At 35.2% G+C, this 25,962-nt stretch carries 24 protein-coding genes; 8 read left to right on the top strand and 16 right to left on the bottom strand.

Annotated elements, in window-relative coordinates; all coding sequences use genetic code 11:
* Window positions 1-174: 174 nt before the first annotated feature.
* Complete coding sequence (locus BC962_RS03745; protein ID WP_121344938.1) at window positions 175-978, bottom strand: Rossmann-fold NAD(P)-binding domain-containing protein; 804 nt, start codon at window positions 976-978, stop codon at window positions 175-177.
* A 202-nt stretch (window positions 979-1,180) separates the two neighbouring features.
* Window positions 1,181-3,508 (bottom strand): M20/M25/M40 family metallo-hydrolase, encoded by a 2,328-nt coding sequence (locus BC962_RS03740; RefSeq protein WP_121344937.1) that lies wholly within the window; start codon window positions 3,506-3,508, stop codon window positions 1,181-1,183.
* 127 nt (window positions 3,509-3,635) lie between these two features.
* Between BC962_RS03740 and BC962_RS03735 the strand changes: the two genes are divergently transcribed.
* Entirely contained in the window at window positions 3,636-4,103 is a 468-nt protein-coding gene (locus BC962_RS03735; protein ID WP_121344550.1) for a CBS domain-containing protein, read from the top strand.
* Here BC962_RS03735 and BC962_RS03730 read toward each other — a convergent pair.
* The 3 genes from BC962_RS03730 to BC962_RS03720 all read right to left on the bottom strand — a co-directional run bounded on the left by BC962_RS03730 (window position 4,100) and on the right by BC962_RS03720 (window position 5,522).
* Complete coding sequence (locus BC962_RS03730; RefSeq protein WP_121344549.1) at window positions 4,100-4,447, bottom strand: hypothetical protein; 348 nt, start codon at window positions 4,445-4,447, stop codon at window positions 4,100-4,102. The two genes, BC962_RS03735 and BC962_RS03730, sit on opposite strands and share 4 nt — an antisense overlap.
* Before the next feature lie 88 nt (window positions 4,448-4,535).
* Window positions 4,536-5,051 carry a GNAT family N-acetyltransferase gene (locus BC962_RS03725; RefSeq protein WP_245984008.1) on the bottom strand — a complete coding sequence of 172 codons (516 nt, stop codon included), beginning with the start codon at window positions 5,049-5,051 and terminating at the stop codon, window positions 4,536-4,538.
* Window positions 5,052-5,075: 24 nt separating this feature from the next.
* A complete protein-coding gene (locus BC962_RS03720) occupies window positions 5,076-5,522 on the bottom strand; it encodes a GNAT family N-acetyltransferase (protein WP_121344547.1) in 447 nt (148 codons plus the stop codon).
* Between the two features lie 181 nt (window positions 5,523-5,703).
* Here BC962_RS03720 and BC962_RS03710 point away from each other — a divergent pair, with 181 nt between their 5' ends.
* Window positions 5,704-6,402, top strand: coding sequence for a hypothetical protein (locus tag BC962_RS03710; protein ID WP_121344545.1), 699 nt, complete (start codon window positions 5,704-5,706; stop codon window positions 6,400-6,402).
* A gap of 208 nt (window positions 6,403-6,610) precedes the next feature.
* Here the strand turns inward: BC962_RS03710 and BC962_RS03705 are convergent, their stop codons facing one another.
* From BC962_RS03705 to BC962_RS03680, 6 genes are all read right to left on the bottom strand, one after another.
* Window positions 6,611-7,492 carry an MBL fold metallo-hydrolase gene (locus tag BC962_RS03705; protein ID WP_121344544.1) on the bottom strand — a complete coding sequence of 294 codons (882 nt, stop codon included), beginning with the start codon at window positions 7,490-7,492 and terminating at the stop codon, window positions 6,611-6,613.
* 93 nt (window positions 7,493-7,585) lie between these two features.
* The gene (locus tag BC962_RS03700) at window positions 7,586-8,023 is read right to left on the bottom strand and encodes a PaaI family thioesterase (protein ID WP_121344543.1); all 438 of its coding nucleotides are present in this window, start codon (window positions 8,021-8,023) and stop codon (window positions 7,586-7,588) included.
* An 8-nt stretch (window positions 8,024-8,031) separates the two neighbouring features.
* Window positions 8,032-10,212 (bottom strand): S9 family peptidase, encoded by a 2,181-nt coding sequence (locus BC962_RS03695; protein ID WP_121344542.1) that lies wholly within the window; start codon window positions 10,210-10,212, stop codon window positions 8,032-8,034.
* A 61-nt stretch (window positions 10,213-10,273) separates the two neighbouring features.
* Window positions 10,274-10,852, bottom strand: coding sequence for a pentapeptide repeat-containing protein (locus BC962_RS03690; RefSeq protein ID WP_121344541.1), 579 nt, complete (start codon window positions 10,850-10,852; stop codon window positions 10,274-10,276).
* Between the two features lie 93 nt (window positions 10,853-10,945).
* Complete coding sequence (locus tag BC962_RS03685; RefSeq protein WP_121344540.1) at window positions 10,946-13,096, bottom strand: cation:proton antiporter; 2,151 nt, start codon at window positions 13,094-13,096, stop codon at window positions 10,946-10,948.
* A gap of 177 nt (window positions 13,097-13,273) precedes the next feature.
* Window positions 13,274-13,804: a GNAT family N-acetyltransferase gene (locus BC962_RS03680; RefSeq protein ID WP_121344539.1), complete on the bottom strand. Its 531-nt coding sequence runs from the start codon at window positions 13,802-13,804 to the stop codon at window positions 13,274-13,276.
* 204 nt (window positions 13,805-14,008) lie between these two features.
* Between BC962_RS03680 and BC962_RS03675 the strand changes: the two genes are divergently transcribed.
* Complete coding sequence (locus BC962_RS03675; RefSeq protein ID WP_121344538.1) at window positions 14,009-14,341, top strand: single-stranded DNA-binding protein; 333 nt, start codon at window positions 14,009-14,011, stop codon at window positions 14,339-14,341.
* 92 nt (window positions 14,342-14,433) lie between these two features.
* Here BC962_RS03675 and acs read toward each other — a convergent pair whose 3' ends face one another.
* From acs to metG, 4 genes are all read right to left on the bottom strand, one after another.
* Window positions 14,434-16,341 (bottom strand): acetate--CoA ligase, encoded by a 1,908-nt coding sequence (gene acs / locus BC962_RS03670; protein ID WP_121344537.1) that lies wholly within the window; start codon window positions 16,339-16,341, stop codon window positions 14,434-14,436.
* A 129-nt stretch (window positions 16,342-16,470) separates the two neighbouring features.
* Window positions 16,471-17,373 carry a histone deacetylase family protein gene (locus BC962_RS03665; protein ID WP_121344536.1) on the bottom strand — a complete coding sequence of 301 codons (903 nt, stop codon included), beginning with the start codon at window positions 17,371-17,373 and terminating at the stop codon, window positions 16,471-16,473.
* A gap of 113 nt (window positions 17,374-17,486) precedes the next feature.
* Window positions 17,487-17,798 carry a GIY-YIG nuclease family protein gene (locus BC962_RS03660; RefSeq protein ID WP_121344535.1) on the bottom strand — a complete coding sequence of 104 codons (312 nt, stop codon included), beginning with the start codon at window positions 17,796-17,798 and terminating at the stop codon, window positions 17,487-17,489.
* A gap of 178 nt (window positions 17,799-17,976) precedes the next feature.
* Complete coding sequence (metG, locus tag BC962_RS03655) at window positions 17,977-20,046, bottom strand: methionine--tRNA ligase (RefSeq protein WP_121344534.1); 2,070 nt, start codon at window positions 20,044-20,046, stop codon at window positions 17,977-17,979.
* Between the two features lie 243 nt (window positions 20,047-20,289).
* Between metG and BC962_RS03650 the strand changes: the two genes are divergently transcribed.
* The 5 genes from BC962_RS03650 to BC962_RS16305 all read left to right on the top strand — a co-directional run bounded on the left by BC962_RS03650 (window position 20,290) and on the right by BC962_RS16305 (window position 22,444).
* Window positions 20,290-20,865 (top strand): hypothetical protein, encoded by a 576-nt coding sequence (locus tag BC962_RS03650; RefSeq protein WP_121344533.1) that lies wholly within the window; start codon window positions 20,290-20,292, stop codon window positions 20,863-20,865.
* Between the two features lie 91 nt (window positions 20,866-20,956).
* Window positions 20,957-21,316, top strand: coding sequence for a YraN family protein (locus BC962_RS03645; RefSeq protein ID WP_121344532.1), 360 nt, complete (start codon window positions 20,957-20,959; stop codon window positions 21,314-21,316).
* Between the two features lie 56 nt (window positions 21,317-21,372).
* Entirely contained in the window at window positions 21,373-22,071 is a 699-nt protein-coding gene (locus BC962_RS03640) for a hypothetical protein (RefSeq protein WP_121344531.1), read from the top strand.
* A 32-nt stretch (window positions 22,072-22,103) separates the two neighbouring features.
* Window positions 22,104-22,247 (top strand): hypothetical protein, encoded by a 144-nt coding sequence (locus BC962_RS16310; RefSeq protein ID WP_183075439.1) that lies wholly within the window; start codon window positions 22,104-22,106, stop codon window positions 22,245-22,247.
* A gap of 35 nt (window positions 22,248-22,282) precedes the next feature.
* Window positions 22,283-22,444: a hypothetical protein gene (locus tag BC962_RS16305; RefSeq protein WP_183075438.1), complete on the top strand. Its 162-nt coding sequence runs from the start codon at window positions 22,283-22,285 to the stop codon at window positions 22,442-22,444.
* Window position 22,445: 1 nt separating this feature from the next.
* Here BC962_RS16305 and mfd read toward each other — a convergent pair whose 3' ends face one another.
* Window positions 22,446-25,856: a transcription-repair coupling factor gene (gene mfd, locus BC962_RS03635; protein WP_121344530.1), complete on the bottom strand. Its 3,411-nt coding sequence runs from the start codon at window positions 25,854-25,856 to the stop codon at window positions 22,446-22,448.
* Window positions 25,857-25,962: the final 106 nt, after the last annotated feature.

The raw sequence follows: 25,962 nt of genomic DNA, 5'->3' as shown, positions 1-25,962 counted from the left end.
AAAGTCCCAATTGCAAAAAGCAATTAGGAGCTACCGCTACTATCCCTCGCAGGAGATATAACCTCATTAACAATATCATTTCAAAGGAGCTCTTCACGACTAAGTAATCACTAATTGATTACAAAAATTCGTTCCATTGAGATCTCTCACTGCAGTCGAGACGACAAATGTTTATCATATCTCAGTCTTAAACTCATAGCCCAAAATCTCATCAACTTTCACAGAGTTTATAATCTTACCCCTAGAAACCGAATCTTCGTTAAAACTCATACTTGCCAATCCTTTTTCTTTAGCTACTCTGCTATAATATTCTTTGCGTGTTGGATGTTCTGGATAAACTCCATGAAAAGTTTCTCCCCATGCTTTTTTTTCAAGGATCGCGGTGATAATACCAATACAATCGTCCAAATGAATAAGATTTACTGGTCCCGCGGGATCTTGTAAATCAGATTTCCCAGAAAGGTAATTTACAGGGTGCCTTCCTGGACCTATCAATCCGCCAAATCTAATGATGCTTGTAGCATACCTGTCTGAAGCCTTTAAAAGCTCCTCTGCTCCTATTAACTGCCTAGCATTTTCAGCATTTCCATTTGCAGATTCTTCTTCTGTATATTCCGGAAAATCCTCGGTATCTTCATAAACTGAAGTTGCGCTCACAAAAAGCACTTTTTCTATCCTTGCTTTTTCCAAATAAGACTTCAATCTCTCAATTTTTCCAACGAAATTCACTTCTGGATCCTTTCTTAATCCTGGCGGAATATCTATGATAAGGACTTCAGATTCATTTAAAAATGAGGTCATGTCTCCTTGAACTCCTTCTTCAAAAAGTTGAATTTTGTAAGGAATAATCCCTTCCGAAGAGAGCAAATTAATTTTATCTCTATTTGTTGTAGACCCCTTAACTATATGTCCGGCTTCAATTAGTTTCTTGGCCAGTGGCAGTCCCAACCAACCACATCCTAATATTGAAATATTCATTTTATTCTTTTTTAATTCACACTTCGACATCTCGATAGCTAGTGGAACAATGTGACCCTTGTTTATTTAAACCTACTCTTCGACAGGCTCAGAGTGACTCAGTTTTATGCTTCAAAATCAGACTTTAAATACTATCTCTGAACTACTAATCACTCTTCGACAAGCTCAGAGTGACGCCTTTTTAAATTGAAGCCCCATATTTTTATTCTTCCAATCTAATTGTTTTTTTAAGGATCACAGCATCATTCAGCACAAAAGGTTTCGGCATCTTAGTTTTATCTCGCTTTTTTACTTTCAAGTCTGGGTTATCCAAGAGGTCATAACTACTTTCATATAATACAATCTCTGGCGCAACCTTATCTCTAGTCGTAAAATTAATTAAAAGTGTATCTGTATTGGCAGCATGATAAGTAAGTAATCTATCGCTCCATCTATTTTTAAATACATGGAATTTCTCTTTACCTAAAAAAATAGCCTCTGCTTCCAGACCATTCACTGTGAATTTTTCAAAGTTATAAGAGCTATTTAAAAATAACTCCATCCTATTCACCTTCCTATTTGGAGCGATCTTTAAAGAATAGTTGCTGAATTCACTTAGAGAATCTTTGCTATCTGTTTTTTTGTAAACAATCCCTGAGGAAGCGATCTTCACAACTGGAGCCGGTGACTTATATTTAAATCCAGAACCGTATTTACTTTCAAAAGCATTTGTAGTAATTTCAGACTTGCTAGGATCTTCTCCAAAATACTCTTTATTCCAATCGTCTAATTTAAGATCGTAAGAATTCCAACTTGCAGATTGAGTATCTTCATCTAAAACATATACTAAACTATCTGGTCTTGGGCGGTCTTCATTAAAATCTGAATTAAAATGAGCTATAATAATCAGTAGAATGCCTATTAATCCCAATAATGTCGCTAAGGACTTTTTATATTTAAAATACCCAAATACAGGTAGAAATAAGCTGAATAACAAAACGGCTAATATTCCTGCCACAAGTAGAATCTTAAGACCCAATGCCACTGGAAAACTAGCTACAAAAGGCAGTATTAAAATTAATGCAGGTAGGCTTAATAGCAGCATTAAAAACAAATTGGGCCGCTTTTGACGGATCATTATCCAGAGTTGTAAGATCCCAAAGAATCCCGGGATAACAAAATATGCTGCTCCTTTTAAATAGAAGGCAGTAAGTGCGCAAATAAGTAACCAAAAGAAAAGCGGGAAAACAAAAACACTCGCCTGCACCTCATCCTTATTCATAAAATGATACATATAAATACTAATTGCCAAACTCAGGAATATCCCAAAAGCGATATAATAATAGCCGTTATAGGTAAATCCATTAATCATCTCTCCATAACCAGGATAGAGCAACATTAATAATTTCCAAAATATAAACACTACAATCGCAGAACCAACTAAGCTAATTAGAAAAGGTAACGCCCCTTTTAAAATGGTGTTAACAGCTAATTTTCTTTTGGAAATTCCATAAAAAACAACTCCAAAAAACAATAGAAACCCCACGATCAAAAGAGGTAAGATCCAAGAAAATGGATAGCTTATCATCTCTCCCATGGGTAAATTAAAGTAAATAAGATCTTCGTTAGAATGAAACCTACTAAGATCTGCATCTTTAAAAAATCCGAGCAATGGCATTAGATAACTGCCTTGATGTGCCAAGGTTTCTTTATCTAGATTTGCAGGAATATCGTTGGCAGAATGATAATCGAAATGATCGTCTATAAATGCAAAATTAAAACCGTTGATGTTTCCTTGTTCTCTTAATACCGTTAGATCTGTATCGTTTGGAAGCATTTTATAGATGCTATATGCTAGAGAATTTGTAACAGGAAATTTAGGATTGGCTTTAATAAAATCCTGAATAAGCTTAGAATTTCCACTATTTGTTTCCAATAACATAAAAGAATTCCCTCCACTTCCCCGAGCTTCGAAATTAAGTGCTAGACCTACATCTTTAGCCCAAGGATGCTCATTTACAAATAACTCGGCACCGTTTAATCCAAGTTCCTCAGCATCTGTAAAAAGAATAATAATATCATTTTTAGGCAGCTCACCCTTAGCTAAAAGGGCACGAACTCCTTCTAAAACTGTTGCCACTCCACTTCCAGCATCACTGGCTCCAAAAGAGGAGTGTCCGGCAGAATCGTAATGAGACATCAATAGAAGGGCTTTTCCGTCTTCGCTACCCTCTATTTTAGCTAAAATGTTTTGAGGTCTTGTTAACATGCCTCTATTTGTTAAGCTATACCCCTCTTGAGTTTGCACTTCTAATCCAAGATCTTGAAGCTTATTCACAATATAATTCCTCACCAAGCTATGCGCTGGACTTCCCACAAAATGCGGTGTTTTGGAGATCTCCTCTACATGCTTAAAAGCCCTAGTGGTAGAAAACTCCGTAGCCGGGATCTCTGCTTCAGAAATAGTTCTGGGCATGCTGGAGTAAAAAAGGAACCAGATAATAAATGGTAGAGGAATTAGTATGAGAAGTGGAGATAATTTTTTCAGCATAATAGAAAGAAAAATTGGTGGTTTAAATATAAATAAGATAAGCTGAATAAAATAAATATATGTCTCTGGTTTCATAAGGCTAATAAATTGATTAACTTAAGTAGCTAATAATCAAAAACATATAGCTATGGGAATTAAAAGTTTTCAAGGAAAAAGAGCGGAACCAGAAAAGATACAGAGCGCCCCAATTATGGTAAAGGATTATATGAGCCACTCCTTAATTACTTTTGGGAAGGATGATCCCGTTATAAATGTGATCCAGGCGCTTATAAAACATAAGATCTCTGGGGCTCCTGTTGTAAATGAACGCAATGAATTAATTGGAGTGATCTCTGACGGGGATTGTATGAAACAAATTTCTGAAAACAGGTATTATAATATTCCAATTGGCGATAAAAGAGTGGGAGATTTTATGGAGATCAACGTGCCAACCATAGATAAAAACACGAATATCTTTGATTGCGCCTCGCTTTTCTATAAGCATAATTGCAGACGATTTCCTATTATAGAAAACGGAAAATTGATAGGGCAGATTAGCCGAAAAGATATCCTTTGTGCTGCAATGAAATTAAGAGCACAAAACTGGCATAGTTAATTTCGTTTTACCAAGGCAAAATAATCGCCTTCTAATGGCAAATAACCTTGATCATAAACAAAGTAATAAACGGTACCAGTTTTGGTTGTGTAGATACTTGTGAAGTATTCAAAATTAAAACCTTTAGCCAGCAACTTAGATTTGGACGTTTTTGTTTTATCTGTTGGGTTTAATTCCTGTAAGATCCTGTAGTTTTTTCGAAGTAGATTATTTACGTTTCTAACAAGATTAGTAGAATCCTTATTGATCTTATTGTTATAGGCATTCCTACAATAATCACTGCAGAATTTTTTATCTGTTCTTCCAATTATTTTCTCTCCACATTCTGGACAAGCTTTTTGCATGCTTTAAATATAAGGAAAAGAGTTGTTAGTTGACTAAATGACGTTTTGGGTTTCGGGTTTCGGGTTTCAATACAAGCATTAAAAATATTTACAACTTTAGTTTTATATAGGTATCTAGGCTTATGAGTTTACCTTTTTTCAATTCACTATCTCTACTGGTACTCTCTAAAGTAAATCCAAGTTTCTCTATGGCTCGTTTACAATTCAGATTTTCTGATTCTACTATACCCTCAATTCTTATAAGTTCCAATTCATTAAATCCATAATCGCAAATTAAAGGCATGGCTTCTTGCATATAGCCTTTACCCCAAAATTCTGGTAATAACCAAAATCCAATTTCTGCTTTCTTTAATTCTTTATTTAAATCATTAAAACCAGCAGCTCCTAAAAACTCTCCTGTTATAGAACTATAAATTGTCCACCACTTTCCTGTTCCATTTTTTTCTAAGTTTTGAAACCAGATCATTTGCTCTCTTGTAGCTTCAAAAGTATTAAAACTGATGCCATAATATTTAATAACATCTGGATTGGACAGACCAAAGAAAATATTTTCTTGATCTGAGTCTATAATTGATCTTAGTTCTATTCTGGAAGCGGATCTCATAAAATTTAAATTCATTTAAAAAACTTATTTCTTTACATCCCAATAATAAAAATTATGAAGCTCGTCTAATAGGAAGTCTACTTTTGGGTAGAGGTTATTCCCAATAGTATTCGTTTTTTCAGTCTCAAGCATTAAACCCACAGAGTTTGTGGTAACTGCAAGCACTTTGGCTCGTTCTATTAAACGTACTCCCAATTGTTGTCCTCTTGCCTCCAGAGATACAAAAAGGTCATTCAACAACCATGTACGTTTTAATTGGGTAGAAGAAAAGCGAGGATACAATTGTACAAATCCAAAAAGTTTGTTTTTTTCTTCAGCAACATAGATCTTAGAATCTTTTAAAGATAAACGATCGCTAATAAAATCCTTTGCCCCTAATATATTTGATGACTGTTTATAAAAGACTCTGTAGGCATCGAACAAAAGGCTAATTTCCTTAAGATCATCTGGTATAGCTTCGCGGATTTTCATTTGAAAAGTATTTGTTATAATTTAAATTATTATCTAAAAATACTGGAATTCTCATTTCCGAAATTTCATTTCTTACATATTTTTCGTAAATTAACCTTTCAAAATTATATCTCTTCCCCCATCCTCCCCCCTGTTGAGGATTTTTTGTTTTCAAAATTAACAATCATAAAATCGATCACTTATGAGAAAACAGGTTAATCAATATACGCTGCTGGTTTTAATATTGTCTCTGGTAATTATAGGTTGGAAAAATCCGGAGAAAGAAATAGAGAAACAGAATAATGGGATTGTTGTAAAACCATTACAAACAAAAACAAAGTCTTTGGTCTACCATGAAGTAAAAGATTATGGAATATGGAAAAAGGCTTTCGATGATTTTTTTGCTAAAAGAGAGAAAAGCGGAGAATTAAGTTATGAAGTTGGAGTATTAGAAGATGATCCTAATACCGTTTATGTTTTTAACACTTGGAAGTCTGAAAATCACTACAAAGAATTTAAGAAAGACAAGGAATTGGAAGAAAAAATGCAAGAGGCAGGGGTTATTGGGCCTCCAAAATTTCTTCTATTAAATAAAATAGAAGGCACTAACTTGATTGATAAAAAAATTACTGGGATTATCTATCATGAAGTTGAAGATTACGATAAATGGAAACACGTTTTTGATGATTTTGAAAGAACCAGAAAAGAGTTTAAAGAGTTAAGCTATGAGGTAGGTACAATTAATGGAGATTCTAAATGGATCTATGTAATGAACCAATGGGATAATTTACAAGATTATCAAACTTTTGTAAATGATAATAAATTAAAGGAAGCAATGACGCATGCTGGTGTGATTGGCAAACCAGTTTTTTTGGTCTTTAAACCAAAAGAAAAAGGTTAATAATTAGTTTGTAGCTGTCTAAAATAAATATTTCTTAGTGAAAGATAAAAAAGAGATTAGTTTATAATAATAGGAGGTATTGATTTCTAAGCATATAACCTTCCTTGATCTCTAAATTTTATCTTTTTAATTATTGAAATCACAATATTTTAGACAGCTTTTTTTTTAAAATTGAAGCCATTTTAAATCAAATAAAATATTCTGGTATTTACTTTTCGCTTTTTAAACTATCATAGTAAGTTCCGCGAATCTTAGGACCATTGATAAATGCCTTTTCTGCAGCGGCATCTGTAATGAAATCATTTGTAAGGCTTTCGTCTGCTATAATCTGCTCCCTACTTTTACCTTCAGCAATGGCAGTTTTTACGTTAGCATGAATTCCTTCTAACATTTTTAAATAATTCTCATAATCGGCATAACTCGCCATAGCTCCATGCCCTGGAATGATCTTGGTGTTTTCATTGATAAGCATAAGCCCTGTCTTTGCTGCTTCTAAATCTCCCGCTACACTACCGCCACTTTTAAGATCTATATAAGGAAACATCCCATTAAAAAAAGTGTCTCCAGTATGCAGTACATTACTTTTAGGGAAATAGATTAGCGCATCTCCATCTGTATGAGCATTGTGTACATGAACCGCCATAATATCATCCCCATTTAAATGCAATTGCATTTTATGATCGAAAGTGATCACTGGTAATCCAGATTGATCTGTATTTTTCTCATCTTCTTTTAAACGCCTTCTAACATTTTCATGAGCAAAGATGAGTGTTCCTTGTTTTTCAAAATTTGAATTTCCTCCAGTATGATCTCCATGATGATGTGTATTCACCAAATATTTCACCGATTTCTCGCTTAGCGTTTTTATAGAGGCCAAGATCTTTTCGGATAAGGGTGCAAATTGGTCATCTATCATAAAAACTCCATCCTCTCCAATAGAAACTCCAATATTCCCTCCTGCTCCAACAAGCATATAAATATTATCATTTACTGGGATCACTTCAATTTTCACATCCTCCATCTCTTGAAATGCAAAGGCAGAAAAGCTAATCATTACACTTAAAGCACCTAATAAAATTGACTTTCTCATAATCTAAATTTATTTGTTTTCTTCAAAAATACCACGCTAGAGCCGGGTGCTCGACGATTTGTATATTATTTATTAACTGTTTAATTAAACTTTTTAAGGTTTTTTAATCTGAATAAGTGTTGCCTGAGATGCTGCACAAAGCTTCTCTACTCCATCTTTCATAACAAAAACATCTGCTCTACAAACACTTAAAGTTCTGCCAGTTTTCAGGACATTTGCTCTGGCAATTAGCAAGTCTCCAATTCCCGGAGAGATCAAATTAAGCTTAAACTCTACAGCGAGAACAGACGCAGCTTCTTCCATTAGTGAAAAAGCTGCATATCCAGCAGCATTATCTGCGAGTGTGCTTATAATACCCGCATGAAAAAAACCATCTTGCTGGGTTAAGTTATCATTGTATGGTAAATGGATCTCACAAAACCCAGGTTCAATTTTCATCAGTTTAGCTCCTATAAAATCCATAAATTTCTGGGAGTTGAAACTGTTTTTAACTTTCTGCTTATAGTTTTCTGTTTTGGGCTTAAAGTCCATCTTCCTAATTAGTTAGCACTAAAATCGAATTCCTTTGGAGGTGTTGCTCCCATTAAGTGGGTTACAAAATAATCCCATCTTTTTCTCATCATATAGTTACTGTCCTGCCCAAAACCATGTCTTGCATTGGGGAAGATCACCAGATCGAAATCTTTATTAGCCTTTATCAAGGCATCAACCACCAAATACGTGTTATAAGGAGGCACGTTATCGTCTAATCCGCCATGAGCGAGCATTAGCTTCCCTTGAAGATTTTTAGCTAAAACCGCGTTCGCCTGATCGTCGTAATTTGAATTTCCTTCTTCATCTAGTTTCATAAGTCCTATATACCGTTCTCCCCAATCATCCTCATAATTTCTACTATCATGATTTCCAGATTCAGAAATACCAACTTTATAGAATTCCGGATAGTTAAACATTGCTGAAGCAGTAGCAAAACCACCTCCTGAATGTCCCCAGATCCCTACTCGGTCCAGATCCAGATATCCAAATTTTTCTGCCAATTGCTTGATCCCTGAAATTTGATCTTTCAAAGTATTATCTGCCATATTTCCATAACAGGCGTCATGAAAAGATTTTGATCTATCTGGATTGCAAGTTCCATCTATTACCACCACAATAAATCCAAGTTCTGCCAAGGCTTGATGATCTCTTCTCGCAGGCGCAAAAGATCTACTACCAACTCCACCAGCTTGCGGACCAGGATATATATAATTTACAACAGGATATTTCTTTGAAGTATCAAGATCTGTTGGAACAAACATGAGGCCGTACAAGTCCCATTTTCCATCATTAGATTTTACTTTTATAGGGGTTGCCGGTTTCCAACCGATTGCTTCCAATCTTGATAGATCAGCTTTTTCTAATTCTGAGATTAATTTGCCGTTGAGATCTCTTAATACTGAAACTGGAGAAACATTTGGCTGCGAATACGTATCTACAAAATAATTACTTTCTGGAGCTATATTTACACTGTGATTTCCATCTTCTGGAGTTAATAATTTTAAGTTTTTTCCGCTGAAGTCCACGCTATAAAAATGAGTGAAATATGGATCTCTCCCATTTTCCTTTCCATTTGCAAGAAAATATAATTTTCTGGTCTTTTCATCTATTTTTAAAAGCTGAGTAACCACAAAATCTCCTTTGGTGATCTGATGCTTCAACTTCCCTGTTTCAAGATCATAAAGATATAAATGCCCCCAGTCGTCCCTTTCAGAATACCAAATAACTTCTTTAGATTTCGGCAAATATCTCCAGTTAATAGCGCCTTGACCAGATTCGTATTGAGTTTCAACTTCTTCAGCAAAAATATTTCTTACCTCTCCAGTATTCGCATCTGCAATTCTGAGCCCTGCAATTTTATGATCTCTAGAAGTAGAAACAAATACCAATTTACTAGCATCTGCATTCCACTGATTATCATCGAAACTGCCTTCGCAGGAAATATCATCACATAAAGTTCCTCTTCTTGGATCTGGCGGCAATTGCAACCTGATCACTTTAGGAGCATCAACTTCTATAATAACTCTATGAATACGTATAATATCTTCGTCCTGTGGCAAAGGGTATTTCCAGCTTTGCAAATTAGGAGCACCAATATTAGTAGACACCAGATACATATCGCTCACATGTCGTTGATCTTGCTGATAAGTGGAGATCTTTTTAGAATCTGGAGACCAAAGTAGAATTGGGCGATCACTTTTTCTCCATCCTGCATTATCTGTAGCATATCCAAAATTCTCAATTCCATCTGTAGTAAGCTGGATCTCTTTTTCAGATTCCAAATCCATCATCCATAAATTCCAATCTTTTATATAAGCCGCTTTTTTACCATCTGGAGAAAGCACATAATTATTAATGCTTGGCTTCTGAATAACAACCTTATTCCTTTCAGAATCATCCAATAATTCCGTTAGATCTGAAGATTCTTTCTTTTTTCCAGATTTGGCATCTACCAAAACATACTTAGCTTCAGAATTTTTATTGATTACATACCAAAAATTTCCGTTTTTTAACCAGTTTGGCCTTACAGTAGCAAGATCGGTTAGAGGATACACATTAGAAGGAAGAAATTTTGCCGCCTGCTCATAGTCTTCTGCCGTTAATACTTTTTTCTCGGTTTCCTGTGCATTCAATCCAATACAAAGCAGAGAAATTATGAGGAAACTAAAGGAGGATTTTAAATTCATATGTTTTAATCTAGATGACTTCTACTGAAGTAAAATTATTATTGGTTTAAGATACTTATTATTACTGAACTGCTATTTTAAGTTTGTATTTATCTAATAGCCCAGTAACAGCAGGGATCGAAAAGAAAGCACCTTTTAGCTTATTACTTTCAGGATCTATAGAATAATTAAAGGCAGTATTAAAATTTGACCTTTCTAAATTACTGCGTTCAAAAATGGCTCCCGAGAGATCACAATTATCAAAGCTCGCCTTAGTGAGATTTGCTTCCGTAAAATCTACTTCCTTTAGCTTACTATTTAAAAAGCTGAAATTTATCAATTTCAACTGATAGAAAGAGGAGTGATCTAATTGGCAATTGGTGAAATCTATCGTTAATCCGAAGTTATCACAAAGGTCGAATCTAACACCTAGCATCTTGCAGTCTTCAAATTTCACTTCCTGAAAGGATGACCCAAAAATATTTGAAGAACTCAAATTGCAATCTATAAATTCACATTCTATAAACTTGCTGTTTGAAAGATCCGAATTTGAAAAATCACAAGAAGCAAATACGCATAGTTCATACTCTGCTCTGGTTAAAGGGTTTTTGGTGAAATCTAGCTTATTATATTCTTGTTCTTGTATGATCGCTAGTGACATTAATCTGGATTTGAAATTGTAAATAAATAGGACTACAAGTTAAAAAAGAATAATCTTTATTAATTCAAACATATCCCATTTATTAAAAAGGAGTTAAGATCTCTGCTTAAAGTAATTAAATATTGTAGTAACTACTTTATCTAATTTTTCGATTGGTGGTAATAAAGATGGATTGTTAAGACCCATCAAAATATCTTCAGAAACGTCTAATTGCTTTGGATAGATCAAAATAAAACTATTGCTCGGGAAATAGTTGTTGATATAATCTGAAACATTCTGCATTTGCCTATTATAGGAAGGATAATTCTCCCTGCTTAGAACAAGAAGAATATTATCATTTACATTAACCTGCTCTGAGATTTCTGAAAAATTACCCCAATTATTATAACTTTTGAACTCCGCCTCAATTTGGTGTTGCTTTTGGATCTCCTGCAAGATCTTTAAGGTTCTATCTGGGGCATAAAAAAGTAGTTTTGCACCGGTATTTCTAGAAATATTCCAAACTTTTAGAAGCCATAAAGGAAAACCAATCTCGTTTTCTGTAAATGCAGGCATTATTATAATATATCTCTTAATGGTGGCAATTGGTTGTTCAGATCTATACACAAAAATTGTAGCGCCACTATTTGCCAAGAGTCCGTTGGTGAGTTTACCTAAGAAGTTTTCTGAAATACTTTTATTAGAATGAAACCCCAGCACCAGATCTGTGATATTATTTTCTTTAATAACTCCGGTAATCCCGTTTATAATGTTAAGATCATATCTTAATAATCGTTGTAAAAAAATATCTGTAGAGGCAGCCAATTCTACTGCTTTTTCTAATATTTTTTTAGCTTTCAACTTCTCCTCTGCAGTGGATGTGTTATTAATAACAATGTTCAAGGCATACAATCCATTAATATTATTCTTGGATTTTATGAGAGTGCTAAAATTAATAAGTTCTTCTACGGTGTCTGGATTACTTATTGGGATCAGGATCCTTTCTTCGGTTTCATCTTCTTCCCTTTCTAAAAATTGAGATCCGGAAAACGAGATATTCTGCGCTCCTTTTTGTGCTACAAATGTGGCAATGGTACAAGTGATCAAGATCATAATAATTGTACCGTTTAAAATGCTCTCCCCTAATAACCTAATGGGCTCTCCATCTGTGGTTTCCCCTATTATTATATTATAACCTATTAGAACTGCCGCTAAAGTTGCTGCTGCTTGGGCATTGCTTAAACCAAAGATCAGCCTGCGTTCGTTAACACTAAATTTGAGCGTTTTTTGAGTGAGCCAGGCAGCTATGAATTTACAAGAGGTCGCCGTGATCGTCATGACAGCAGCTACTTTTATAGTTTCAAAGTCTGAAATAAAAGCTTTATAATTTACCAGCATTCCCACTCCAATTAAAAAGAAAGGGATAAAAATGGCATTTCCCACAAAGTCTATTCTATTCATCAAAGGGGATGTAGCTGGGATCAACTTATTTAATGCAAGTCCTGTAAGAAAAGCACCAATAATAGCTTCTACTCCTGCCACCTCAGCAAGAAAAGATCCAAAAAAGACCATGGCCAGCACAAATATGTATTGTGAAACTTTATCTTGATATCTCTTAAGAAACCATCTTCCAATTATTGGAAATAAATAGAGAACTATAACGCCGAAAATTAGAATAGAAACAGAAAGTTTGATCCAGAATTGCAAATTAACCTCGCCACTATGCATTCCCACTATTACCGCCAAGACTAAAAGAGCAAGAATATCTGTGATCATTGTGCCTCCCACTGCAATATTTACGGCCCTGTTCTTTGTAACTCCAAATTTGCTTAAAATAGGATAAGCGATCAAAGTGTGTGATGCAAACATACTGGCAAGTAACACTGAGGTAACCAAGGGGAAATCGAGAATGTAGATGCTTACAAGCATTCCCAAGATCATAGGAATAAGAAATGTATACATCCCAAAAATTAAACTTTTGGAACTGTTCCGTTTAAATTCGGCCATATCTATTTCCAGGCCTGCTAAAAACATAATATAAAGAAGTCCGGCTGTTCCAGAAAGAATAATACCGCTATCCCTTAACAGCAAATTAAATCCATTAGGTCCTATGATGGCTCCGGCAATAATTAGCCCTAAAATATGTGGGATCTTAAGTTTTCCTAGAAGTATAGGTGCAATTAAAATGATAATTAGAATTATCAGGAATTTTAATACCGGATTGGTAAGCGGGAGCGAAGTTTCTATAATGCTTAGGAATACCATATATTACAATTAGGCAAAATCTATAAATCGCTCATAAAAAGTGCACTCTATTCTTAGGTAATATTACGAAAAAAGTGATTCAATATGGTATCAATATTCTGACTCGCAGGAACATGAGAAATAACAAGTTTAATCATTTTTTATAAATCCTTGAATTTATAATTTAAATGAATTCCTTTATTCGTTAAATGCTGAAGGATAGCGCACAATTCCATTCACCCCATCCAGTCCATTTTTAACTAATTCAATTCCTAGTGCATTTTCTTTAGGCACCTCAAAAGGAAGCGAAATCCCAAATTGTTCCAGTAATTTATATCCAAACTTTGGATAGTATTTTTCGTGACCCAGTACGATTATAGATCTATATCCAAGCTGCTTCGCTTTTAAATGGGCTTCTTCAATCAACTTACCACCAATTCCTTTATTTTGAAATTCCGGCAAAACACTAACCGGCGCCAAAGCTAAAGAATCGAATTCCTGCTCCTTATTAATTATTTTGATCTTAGTTAAAAGGATATGCCCTAAAATTTGATCATTAGCTTCGGCTACCAATGATAATTCCGGGATAAATGCAGAAGAATCTCTCAGTCTGTTTACTAAATGTTGCTCTTTATGATCGCTATTTTCCTCATTTCTGAAAGCGCATTCAATAATATTAAACACTATTTTATGATCTTTCTTTGATTCTTGACGGATATTTATTTTCATTGAATTCAGCTTTAAGGTGTCGCAATTTATGGTATTCAGAACATAAAATTAGGATTTAATACTATTTAGTATCCGACAACAAACGCTTACAAACGCAAGTAAACGAAAACAAACCTTTCCCAACCGAATACCGCTGAAGTGCTCACATACATTTGTCTTGTTGAAATGAACCAATGATTTTCAACTGCAATAAATTCTATAGTTATGAGCACTTTAAGAAACAAAGTTCAATTGATCGGGAACGTAGGTAATGATCCTGAAATCGTACATCTTGAATCAGGTAAGATCCTGGCGAAATTCACCATGGCAACCAATGAATCCTATAAAAATGCAAAAGGGGATAAAATAACAGATACTCAATGGCACAATGTGGTTGCTTGGGGCAAGACTGCCGAAATAGTTGAAAACTACGTTCCAAAAGGTAAGGAAGTGGGCATTGAAGGAAAACTAACTTCCCGCAGTTACGAAGATAAGGAAGGAGTTAAAAGATATGTAACAGAGATCGTTTGTAGTGAATTGCTACTATTAGGAAAATAGTACAAGAGTAAATAACATTTACAATTATATAAAAGAAAGCGCCAAGGAGACTCAACTTCTTGGCGCTTTCTTTATTTACTTAATTTAAAAAATTATAAAGCTTTATCCATGATCTCCTGCACCACTTCTGGATTAAGCAAAGTACTGGTATCCCCTAGATTATCTGTTTCCTTACAGGCGATCTTTCTCAAGATCCTTCTCATGATCTTTCCGGATCTCGTTTTTGGTAAACCTTCAGTAAACTGAATTTTATCCAATTTTGCGATAGGCCCTATGTGTTCTGTAATGATCTGATTGATCTCTTTTCTTAGGTTATCATGAATTCGGGATTCCCCTGTTTCTTTCAGAATAACATAACCGTAGAGTGCATTTCCCTTCACATCGTGTGGGAATCCAACAATAGCAGATTCTGCAACCGCCGGATGCTCATTGATAGCATCTTCTATTGGCGCAGTTCCCAAATTATGTCCAGATACAATGATCACATCATCTACTCTTCCTGTAATTCTATAGTAACCTACTGCATCTCTCAAAGCTCCATCTCCCGTAAAATATTTGTTTTCGAAAGCAGAGAAATAGGTGTCTTTATATCTTTTATGATCTCCCCATATAGTTCTAGCCATTCCGGGCCATGGAAATTTGATACACAAGCGACCATCAACTTGGTCCCCCTTGATCTCTTTTCCTTGTTCATCCATTAATGCCGGCTGAATTCCGGGTAAAGGCAAGGTTGCATAGGTAGGAATGGTTGGTGTGCAATATGGAATAGGTGAGATCATGATCCCTCCTGTTTCTGTTTGCCACCAGGTATCTACTATCGGGCTTTTCTTTTTCCCAATGTTATCATTATACCAATGCCATGCCTCTTCATTTATTGGCTCTCCCACGGTTCCTAGAACTTTAAGGGAAGAAAGATCATGATTGTCTACATAATCTAATTTCTCCTTAGCCAAGGCACGAATTGCAGTTGGTGCTGTATAGAACTGATTCACTTTATGCTTTTCTATGATCTCCCAAAAGCGTCCAAAATCTGGAAAATTTGGAACCCCTTCAAACATTACAGTAGTTGCACCATTTGCCAAAGGCCCATAAACTATATAACTATGCCCGGTGATCCAACCAATATCGGCAGTACACCAATAAACATCCCCTTCTTGATATTGAAATACATTTTTAAAAGTGTAGGCGCTATAAACCATATAACCCGCTGTTGAATGCATCATACCCTTCGGCTTCCCGGTAGATCCAGATGTATATAATATGAAAAGTGGGTCTTCTGCATCCATTATTTCAATAGGACAGTCCTTTTCTGCTTTATCTAAAAGCGGCTGCAACCATTGATCTCTTCCCTCTTTCATATCGATATCAGCTTCGGTACGCTTCACCACCAAAACAGATTTTATGGTTGGTGTGTTCTCCAAAGCTTCATCTACAATTCCTTTAAGATCTATTTTTTTAGTTCCGCGGAAAGAACCATCGGAAGTGATCACCATATTGCATTCACAATCATTTATTCTGGTAGACAAAGCAGTTGCTGAAAATCCTGCAAATACTACAGAATGTATAGCTCCTATTCGCGCACAAGCTAATACTGAAATAGCCAGTTCTGGGATCATAGGTAAATAAATACATACCCGATCTCCTTTTTTAATGCCTTGATCTTTTAACACATTTGCAAAAGCACATACTTTTTCGTGTAGCTGCTTATAACTAATATGTTGTGCTTTTTCTGAAGGGTCATTCGGTTCAAATATGATAGCAGTTTTATCTGCCTTAGTAGCCAAATGCCTGTCTATACAGTTTTCAGTAATATTTAATTGAGCCCCTTCAAACCATTTAACTTCAGGTTTAGAAAAATCCCATTCCAACACCTTATTCCATGGCTTTCTCCAAACAAAATGTTCTTCGGCGATCTCTGCCCAGAAATTTTCCGGATCCCGCACCGATTTCCTATATACTTGGTAATATTCTTCTAAGTTCTTTATGTGGTAACTGCTCATACTTAATTCAAAATTTTAATCTGCTTCTAAGATATATAATTTTAAAGAGTATCGATAATGAGAACTGCATTTATAAGAGGATAGGCTTATTTTTTTGGAGAAGATTGTTATTATTGACAATCAAGAAATTTAAAAATAGATCTTTTGTGCCAATCGGAAAGTATTTGCGTGAGCTTCTAATATAATTTTAATATCTGGCGAATAGCCTCCGCCCATGCTTACTTGAACCGGAATCTTGAGATCGTGGCAAGTTTGCAAAACAAAACGATCCCGCTCTTTACAACCACCAATTGTACAACCCAGTTTCCCCAGTTTGTCTGTTGAAAGGATATCCACTCCGCTTAAATAAAAAATAAATTCCGGCTTCGTTTTATCAATTAGTTCTGGAAGATTTTTTTGTAATATTTGAAGATATTCTTTATCGCCGGTTTGGTCTGCCAATTCAATATCCAGATCGGATTTCTCTTTTCTAAAAGGATAATTATTTTTTCCATGTATTGAAAATGTAAATACTGAAGTATCATCTTGAAAGATCTCTGCCGTCCCATTTCCCTGATGCACATCCAGATCTACAATAAGAATCTTTTTTAATCCCTTTTTCTTCTGAAGGTATTTAGCTGCGATTGCCTGGTCGTTCAACAAGCAAAAAGCTTCCCCATGACTGGAGTAGGCATGATGTGTTCCCCCTGCAATATTCATTGCTATATCATATTCCAGAGCATGATCGCATGCTTTCATGGTACCATCTGCAATAATAAGTTCTCTTTGAATTAGCTCCTTAGAAAGTGGAAAGCCTATTTTTCTGGCAGCTCGGCTTTCAATAGCAAGATTCAATAGGTTGTTTACATATTCCTTATTATGAACAGCCAAAATATTGGACATTTCTGCCAGCTCCGGTTGAAAGAAATTCTCCATGGTACAAGTTCCTTCGTGGAGCAATTGCTTTGGTAGCAGATCATATTTCTCCATAGGAAACCGATGTCCATCTGGTAAAGGATGTTTAAAAATAGGATGGTATGCTATTTTGAGCATTGATTGTTATTATTAAAAAACCTCACTCCTAATAGCTTTGGGACGCTCGAGGAGACACATACTCGATTGTCAGTTCGAGCGGAGTCGAGAACTATCAAGAGTCTAGAACTAATTTAATCTTTATTTCTAAAATGTGAGTCATTCCTGCATTCAGCTAAAAGATGTAATAATAAATCATCTTCATTTGACAGAGCTCTTTTCTTAAATGCACTCCACTTTTTAATTTTCTTTTCAAAGTAGATAGCTTGATTCACATCACTGAATTCTTGGCTAAAAATGAGGTTTATAGGTCTTCTTTTATAGGTGAAACACGATTTATTTAAGCCTGAATTGTGTTCATTTATTCTTCGAACTAGATTATTTGTGATACCTGTATATAAAAGCATGTCTGAACATTCGACTATATATACATAATAGAATTTCATAACCAGCTATTTAGGTGATAACCTCTCTCCCGATAGCTATCGGGACGCTCGAGGTGACAATACCAGATTTAAAAACACAAATTGCATTCACAAAAGCCAAAAGACCTCTCGACTCCGCTCGAGGTGACAAAACTGGAATGTCAGTTCGAGCGGAGTCGAGAACTACTTAACACTTGACCTAACTAATTATAGTCCCGTTCTTCACGTTTTCCTCATCTGGGTTCAAAAACACCAATTTCCCTTCTGCATTCTCTGTCATCAAGATCATTCCCTGGCTTTCTACACCACGTAATTTTCGCGGAGCAAGATTCACCAAAACAGTGACTTTCTTACCGATAATTTCTTCAGCCTTAAAACTTTTAGCAATTCCCGAAACAATAGTTCTTACATCGATACCGGTATCTACTTTTAAAACTAAAAGTTTATCCGCTTTTGGCATTTTAGAAGCTTCAACAATGGTCCCAACACGAAGATCCATTTTGGTGAAATCCTCGAAAGTTGACTCCTCTTTTTGAGGCTCAGCTTTTTTATTATCGGCTTCATTAGCTGCTTTTGTAGCTTCCAATTTATATAGTTGTTGTTGAATTTGTTCGTCTTCAATTTTACTGAAAAGCAATTCTGCTTTCCCAATACTATGTCCTGCAGGAATCAATATCTCTTTTTCTGACACTTCTCCCCATTTAGGAGCAGCTTCTTCAGAAGAGATCTTTAAAATAGCTTTCAATTTTTCAGAAGTAAATGGTAAGAAAGGCTCACTCAATGTTGCTAATGCAGCCGAGATCTGAAGCGCCACAAACATTACTGTTTTTACACGTTCTGGATCTGATTTTACCACTTTCCATGGCTCCTCATCGGCTAAATATTTATTTCCAAGTCGTGCCAAGTTCATTAACTCTCCTTGAGCTTCTCTAAACCTGTATCGTTCTATAGAACTAGCTATCACCGCTGGATATGCCTTAACTGTTGCTAAGGTTTGTTCATCTACTTCAGAGAATTCTCCTGGTGCTGGTACTACTCCTTCATAATATTTATCTGTAAGCACAACTGCACGGTTAATGAAATTTCCGAAGATCGCAACTAATTCATTATTATTTCTGGCTTGAAAGTCTTTCCAAGTAAAATCGTTATCCTTAGTTTCAGGAGCATTAGCAGTAAGTGTGTACCTTAACACATCTTGCTGATTTGGGAAATCTTCCAAATATTCATGTAACCAAACTGCCCAGTTCTTAGAAGTGGAAAGCTTTTTCCCCTCCAAATTCAAAAATTCGTTAGCTGGCACATTTTCAGGAAGTATATAACTTCCTTCAGCCTTCAACATAATTGGAAAAATAATACAGTGAAATACTATATTATCCTTTCCTATAAAATGCACCATTTTGGTGTCTTCTTTTTTCCAGTAATCTTCCCAGTTCTTTCCTTCACGAGCTGCCCATTCTTTAGTAGCCGAGATATAACCAATTGGAGCATCGAACCAAACATATAATACTTTCCCTTCAGCTCCTTCTACCGGAACAGGAATTCCCCATTCCAGATCTCGAGTTACTGCACGTGCACGCAATCCTTCATCTACCCAAGATTTTACTTGTCCGTAGACATTAGCTTTCCAATCTTTTTTATGCCCTTCCAGGATCCATTCTCTCAAGAAATCTTCATATTGATCTAAAGGCAAGAACCAGTGTTTGGTCTCTTTCATACTAGGAACTGCACCTGTAATAGCCGATTTTGGATTAATAAGATCGGTAGCATTTAAAGAACTTCCGCAACTTTCACATTGATCGCCATAGGCTTCAGGATTGCCACATTTAGGGCAAGTCCCAGTAACAAATCGATCTGCTAAAAACTGATTTGCTTCTATATCGTATAATTGCTCGGTAGTTTCTTCTATAAATTTTCCGTCTTCATATAACTTCTTGAAAAATTCTGAGGCTGTGTCATGATGAATCTTACTAGAGGTTCTGGAATAATTATCGAATGTCATTCCAAAATCCACGAAGGATTGTTTGATAATGCCATGATACTTATCTATTAATTGCTGTGGCGAAATTCCCTCTTTCTTAGCCTTCATTGGGATAGCAACACCATGTTCATCACTTCCGCATACAAAAGCCACATCTTTCCCTTGCATTCTTAAATATCTTGCATAAATATCTGCAGGCACATAAACCCCCGCTAAATGCCCAATATGAATTGGCCCATTTGTATAAGGTAAAGCTGCGGTAATAGTATATCGTTGTGGTGAATTGCTCATTAGCTTCTATAATTTAATTAATAATCTTGAGCCAAGCCCAAGAGATATATCCCGATTTCCCGGGAAGAAAATACTTTTAATAAATACAGGCATTCCAATAGCTATTGGGATGATAAATTAAAACCCTCAGCGAGGGATTTAAGGCTGCAAAGGTAAGCAACTGCTAAATACTAAGCGTTAAATTATTGCAAAAGACAATGCCTATGTCCTGTTAGAACTCCATTTTAGCCTAAAATAAAATATATGCGCAAGTTTTTCCTTTTATCGGCTATTCTACTCATTGTTTCGTGTAATTCATCCAAAAACACAACAGCACCAACTTCTAAACAATTTTTTGTTGAAGATCTGTTAGAGATGAATGCCACTAGCATTAAAGATGCTTTTCCAAATGAAGTGATCACTGAAGATGTTGGTTTATTTGAAGAAGGAACCGAAGAACGCGCATACACAGTGATCTCACCTAATTCACCAGATGAGTTGCATATTACTTGGAAAGATAAAAATAGAACTCAGATAGAGGATATTAGAATGGACTCCAACGGAAAATGGAAAAGTAAAACCTCAATAAAAATAGGGTCTACCTACGATGAATTGACGGAAATGAATGAAAAACCAATTTCTTTCTATGGCTTTGGCTGGGATTACAGCGGTGCAACTTTATGGAATGATGGAAAATTAGAAAAATCTAATCTTCATGTATTTCTTGCGCCAGAAAAGGAGCCAAAAAATAAATTTTATGGAGATCATATCGTGAAGGCCACTCCTGAAGAAATTAAAGAAATGGATCTTAAGGTTAAGGCTATATTATTTAAATCTTAGTAAAGCTTCAAGATCGAATATTATGTAATCTACTGAAAAATAGTACATTTAAGTCATTATTATTTCCCTAAGAAACAACAATGTACAATAAATGGCATCTCACAACGAACTCGGTAAAAAGGGAGAGGACTTAGCGGTTTCATACCTTTTAAAACACGGCTATAAGATCGTAGTCCGAAATTTTAGATATCAAAAAGCAGAAGTAGATATTATTGCCAGAAAAAAGGATGTTTTGGCTATAATAGAAGTTAAAACCCGGAGCACTCCAGATTTTGGGAATCCACAGGAGTTTGTAAAAGGCAAACAAATCCAGAATCTTGTAAAAGCTGTGAATTTCTTTGTTACCGAACATGAACTAGAAGTAGAAGTTCGATTCGATATTATTGCAATCATAAAAAATAGTTCTGGAACCAAAATCGAGCATTTGGAGAATGCTTTTTTATATTTTTAGATTATTAGTTAATATTCCATTGTATATTTTAGTTCTCAACCATTTATAAAAACTAAATGCAATTATTTAAACATGCGATTTTCATTACTCTTACCTTTTTCTGCTTCAGTTTAATTGAAGCGCAAGAAATATCTGGCGAATATAAATTATTCGATTCCAAGATTATTGCATCGGACATTGGAGTTGTCTATAACTTTAATGAAAATGGTACTTTCACTAATATAACACATGAACATTTAGGAGAAAAGACTATTTCTAGAGGAGATTATTATATTAATAATGACAGCTTAATTCTTAATTATAAAAAGCTGGAAGGAGAGAATAAAAAGTCTTTAGAATTCATAAAAAAGAAAAAGTTAGATTCTCAAGATCGATTTTTTGCTGATCTCCAAATCTTTAATAGCAAAAACTTTCCTCAATCTGGGGTGAATATGTTGCTTCAAAATAAAAATAAAAAGAATGTGATGGCATTTTCTTCCGATGAGAATGGGAAATTCCCGGCCTTAGTAATAACTGACAATTACATACAATACCTCACATTTTCATTTATTGCGCATCGAGCACTCACCATTAATACAGATACTCTTTTCGGTTATGATACTGCAATCAAGGTCAATTTGGAAGACTCTGCAGAAACCTATAGTAATCATGAAGGAACTTATGCTTTTATAATAAAAAATCTTAATTCCGAAGGATTAGAATTGTTAGCCTTGAAAAATCAAAAAGAAACAATTAAGTTGAAAAGAATTAATTGATTTATAATCTAATAATTTAGGCAACTAAAAATATGAGAAATACCGTTTTAACTTTATTAGTGATTTTTACTGGAATTTTATATACTCAGGCTCAATTGAGTAGCATTCCTGAAAATCAGGTTAAAATGATCAAATATCTTATTCTTCATCCGAACTACAGCTTAAGAGCATATTAGGCGATCCTATAAATATAACCAGCGAATATTGGGAGATGGAGGAACTATGTGTTCAAAAATATCACTATTCTGGAGCAGACATTTATTTTAAGAATGGAGTAACTGGAATTAATATTGGTACAGGTGATCATATATACATTTATATAGAATATAATGGCTCCAATAAAATAACTTGTAAAGAGCAACGCTATTATTAAATTAAGCTTTAGCCTCTTCCTCCACTTTTACTCTAAAATCTAAGGGTTCCAAAACTTTTAAAGCTTTTTCTATAGAAGAGATCTTTTCAAAAGTTAGCAATAATCTTAAACCTGCTCTGGTTTGCTTTTCCTTCATAGTACAAGAATGTGTATGAGAATGTACATATTGTAAAACTTTGGAGAAAATTGGAGTTTGGTAGAATTTAGATTGTTGATCTGCTATAAAGTATCCAATTAACTTACCTTTTTTCATGATCACTTTCTCTAAACCAATATGAGCCGCGATCCATTTTATACGAACACTATTTAAAAGATCTATGGCTTGTGTAGGCAACTCGCCAAATCGATCTTCCAGATCTGCTTCAAATTTTTGAAGTTCTTCCTCGGTCTTCAAGTTGTTCAGCTTTGTATAAAGACTCAATCTTTCTGAGATGTTATTTATATAATCATCTGGGAACAACAACTCAAAATCGGTATCTATTTGCGCATCCTTAACAAAGACTTTCTGATCCACATCTTCGGTTTGCTCATATAGATCTTTAAATTCGTTTTCCTTAAGCTCCTCAATCGCTTCATTCAATATTTTCTGATACGTATCAAAACCTATATCACTAATAAATCCGCTTTGTTCTCCTCCCAAAAGATCTCCCGCTCCACGAATTTCAAGATCCTTCATGGCGATGTTAATTCCGCTTCCAAGATCAGAAAATTGCTCTAAAGCAGTAATTCTCTTTCTGGCATCGTCTGTCATTGCAGAATATGGCGGAGTTATGAAATAACAAAATGCCTTTTTATTGCTTCGTCCTACTCTACCTCGCATCTGGTGCAGATCTGATAATCCGAAGTTATTGGCATTGTTAATAAAGATGGTATTTGCATTGGTTACATCCAATCCGCTTTCAATGATCGTTGTAGATACCAACACATCAAACTCACTATTCATAAAACCAAGCATCAAGTTTTCAAGTTTCTTTCCTTCCATTTGCCCATGACCTATACCCACTTTAGCATCTGGCACCAAGCGCTGGATCAGTCCCGCAACTTCCTTAATGTTTTCAATTCTATTATGAATAAAGAAAACCTGTCCTCCACGTTGGATCTCATAAGAGATAGCATCGCGAATAGTTTCTTCTGAAAACCTGATCACATTAGTTTCAATAGGATATCTGTTGGGCGGCGGTGTGGTAATAGTAGAAAGATCCCTTGCAGCCATAAGACTGAACTGAAGTGTACGCGGAATTGGCGTTGCGGTTAATGTAAGTGTATCCACATTTTCCTTAATGGTCTTCAATTTATCCTTTACCGCTACTCCAAATTTTTGTTCTTCATCTACAACCAACAACCCAAGATCTTTGAATTTTACGGCTTTACTCACTAATTGATGTGTCCCAATAATAATATCGACTCTTCCATTTTCTAGGTCTTCTAGAGTCTGCTTACGTTCCTTTGCCGTTCTAAACCTATTTAAATAATCTACGGTCACTGGGAAATCCTTTAATCGTTCGCTAAAGGTTTTATGATGCTGAAAGGCGAGTATAGTAGTTGGCACTAAAATAGCCACTTGTTTGCCGTTATCTACAGCTTTAAAAGCTGCTCGAATTGCAACTTCAGTTTTACCAAAACCAACATCTCCACACACCAAGCGATCCATGGGTCTTGGACTTTCCATATCTTCCTTTACTGCTGCAGTAGCCGTGCTTTGATCTGGAGTATCTTCATATAAAAACGAAGCTTCTAATTCTAACTGCAAATAGGAATCTGGACCATATTGAAAACCTTCCTGAGTTCTACGTTTTGCATATAATTCAATTAGATTATAAGCGATATGCTTAACTCTAGCCTTGGTTTTCTGCTTTAAGTTCTTCCAGGCATTACTACCCAGTTTATATATTTTTGGTGGTTTCCCATCCTTACCGTTAAATTTCGAGATTTTATGAAGCGAGTGAATGCTCAAGTATAAAATATCGCGTTCTCCATAAAATAATTTAATGGCTTCCTGCATCTTTCCTTCTACATCTATCTTCTGAAGTCCGCCAAACTTTCCAATTCCATGATCTATATGGGTAACATAATCTCCAACTTCTAGATTTGTAAGCTCTTGTAAAGTAATAGCTTGCTTTTTAGCATACCCATTCTTTAAATGAAACTTGTGGTAACGCTCAAAGATCTGATGATCTGTATAACAAACCATTTTAGCATCTTCATCTATAAAACCTTGATACATCGATAGCACCACGGTTTTATATTTCACTTCCCTTTCCTGATCTTCAAAAATATCGTGAAATCTCTTAGCTTGTTGCTCGCTCACACAAAAGATGAAGTTCTTATAACCGGCTTCCTGATTCTCGATTAAGTTATCTATTAATAACTCAAATTGCTTGTTAAACGAAGGTTGTGGCTTGGTATTAAACTCAATAACTTCTCCGGCGTCTTCTACGGAAGTGCTGGATTTCTTCCTAAGATTATTAATGTTACCAAGATTAACAACTCTAAATTCCTCCAGCTGCTGGGTTAAAAGCCCGGAGGAACAAAATAATTCTTCTGGCGTATTATGTTTAACGTTGTCCCCTAATTTAGCAAAAGCCTCTTGTGCTTTTCCAAATAATTTATCCATTTCTCCAGAAAGCAATTCTGGATTCTTGATAAAGACTATGGTTTTTTCTGAAATATATTTTAAAAAGCTCTCTCTAACCTCATCCAAACGTTTGTGTTCCACATTTGGCATTACAGAGATCTTCTTTACTTTTTCTGTTGAAAGTTGAGTTTCTACATCGAAGCTTCTTATGCTATCCACTTCATTTCCGAAGAATTCTATCCTGTATGGCTCGTCATTACTAAAGGAAAACACATCGATTATTCCTCCACGCACAGAGAATTCTCCTGGTTCGGTTACAAAATCTACTCTGGTAAACTTGTATTCGAACAACACTTCATTTACAAAATCTAATGAAAGCTGGTCACCTACCGCGATCTTTAAAGTGCTTTTTTCTAACTCTTTTCTGGTAACAACTTTTTCAAATAACGCATCTGGATAGGTAACAATAAGAGCAGGCTTTTTTCTAGAGTTAATTCGGTTTAAAACCTCTGCTCTTAAAAGCACATTGGCATTATCTGTTTCCTCCAACTCGTAAGGCCTGCGGTAACTTCCCGGATAAAAAAGTACATTTTTATCACCCATTAATTGTTCTAGGTCATTCAAATAATAGGCAGCTTCTTCTTTATCATTAAAGATCAATAGAAAAGGTCTTTCTGAAGTGCTAAAAGCATTGGAAAGCACGTAGGATAAAGAAGATCCTACCAGTCCTTTTAATTGAATTTTTGTAAGATTATTTTGGGAAGAGGCAATAAAACTCTCAAGTTTCTGCTGTTGCAGAGACTTTGCAAAGGTTTGGGCAATAGTTGCGTTACTCATTGCGGCAAAGATAATCGCTGAAGCTAAGCCGTACAAAATATTAATAATAATTTGTATAATATTAATATCTATTTACTTCCATCTTACTAAACGTGATTTAGCATTA

This window comes from Gillisia mitskevichiae (genome assembly GCF_003634585.1).
GTDB classification, from domain to species: Bacteria; Bacteroidota; Bacteroidia; order Flavobacteriales; family Flavobacteriaceae; genus Gillisia; species Gillisia mitskevichiae.
The sequence above is the reverse complement of the archived record's forward strand: the minus strand, read 5'-3'. Positions and strand labels throughout refer to the sequence as shown.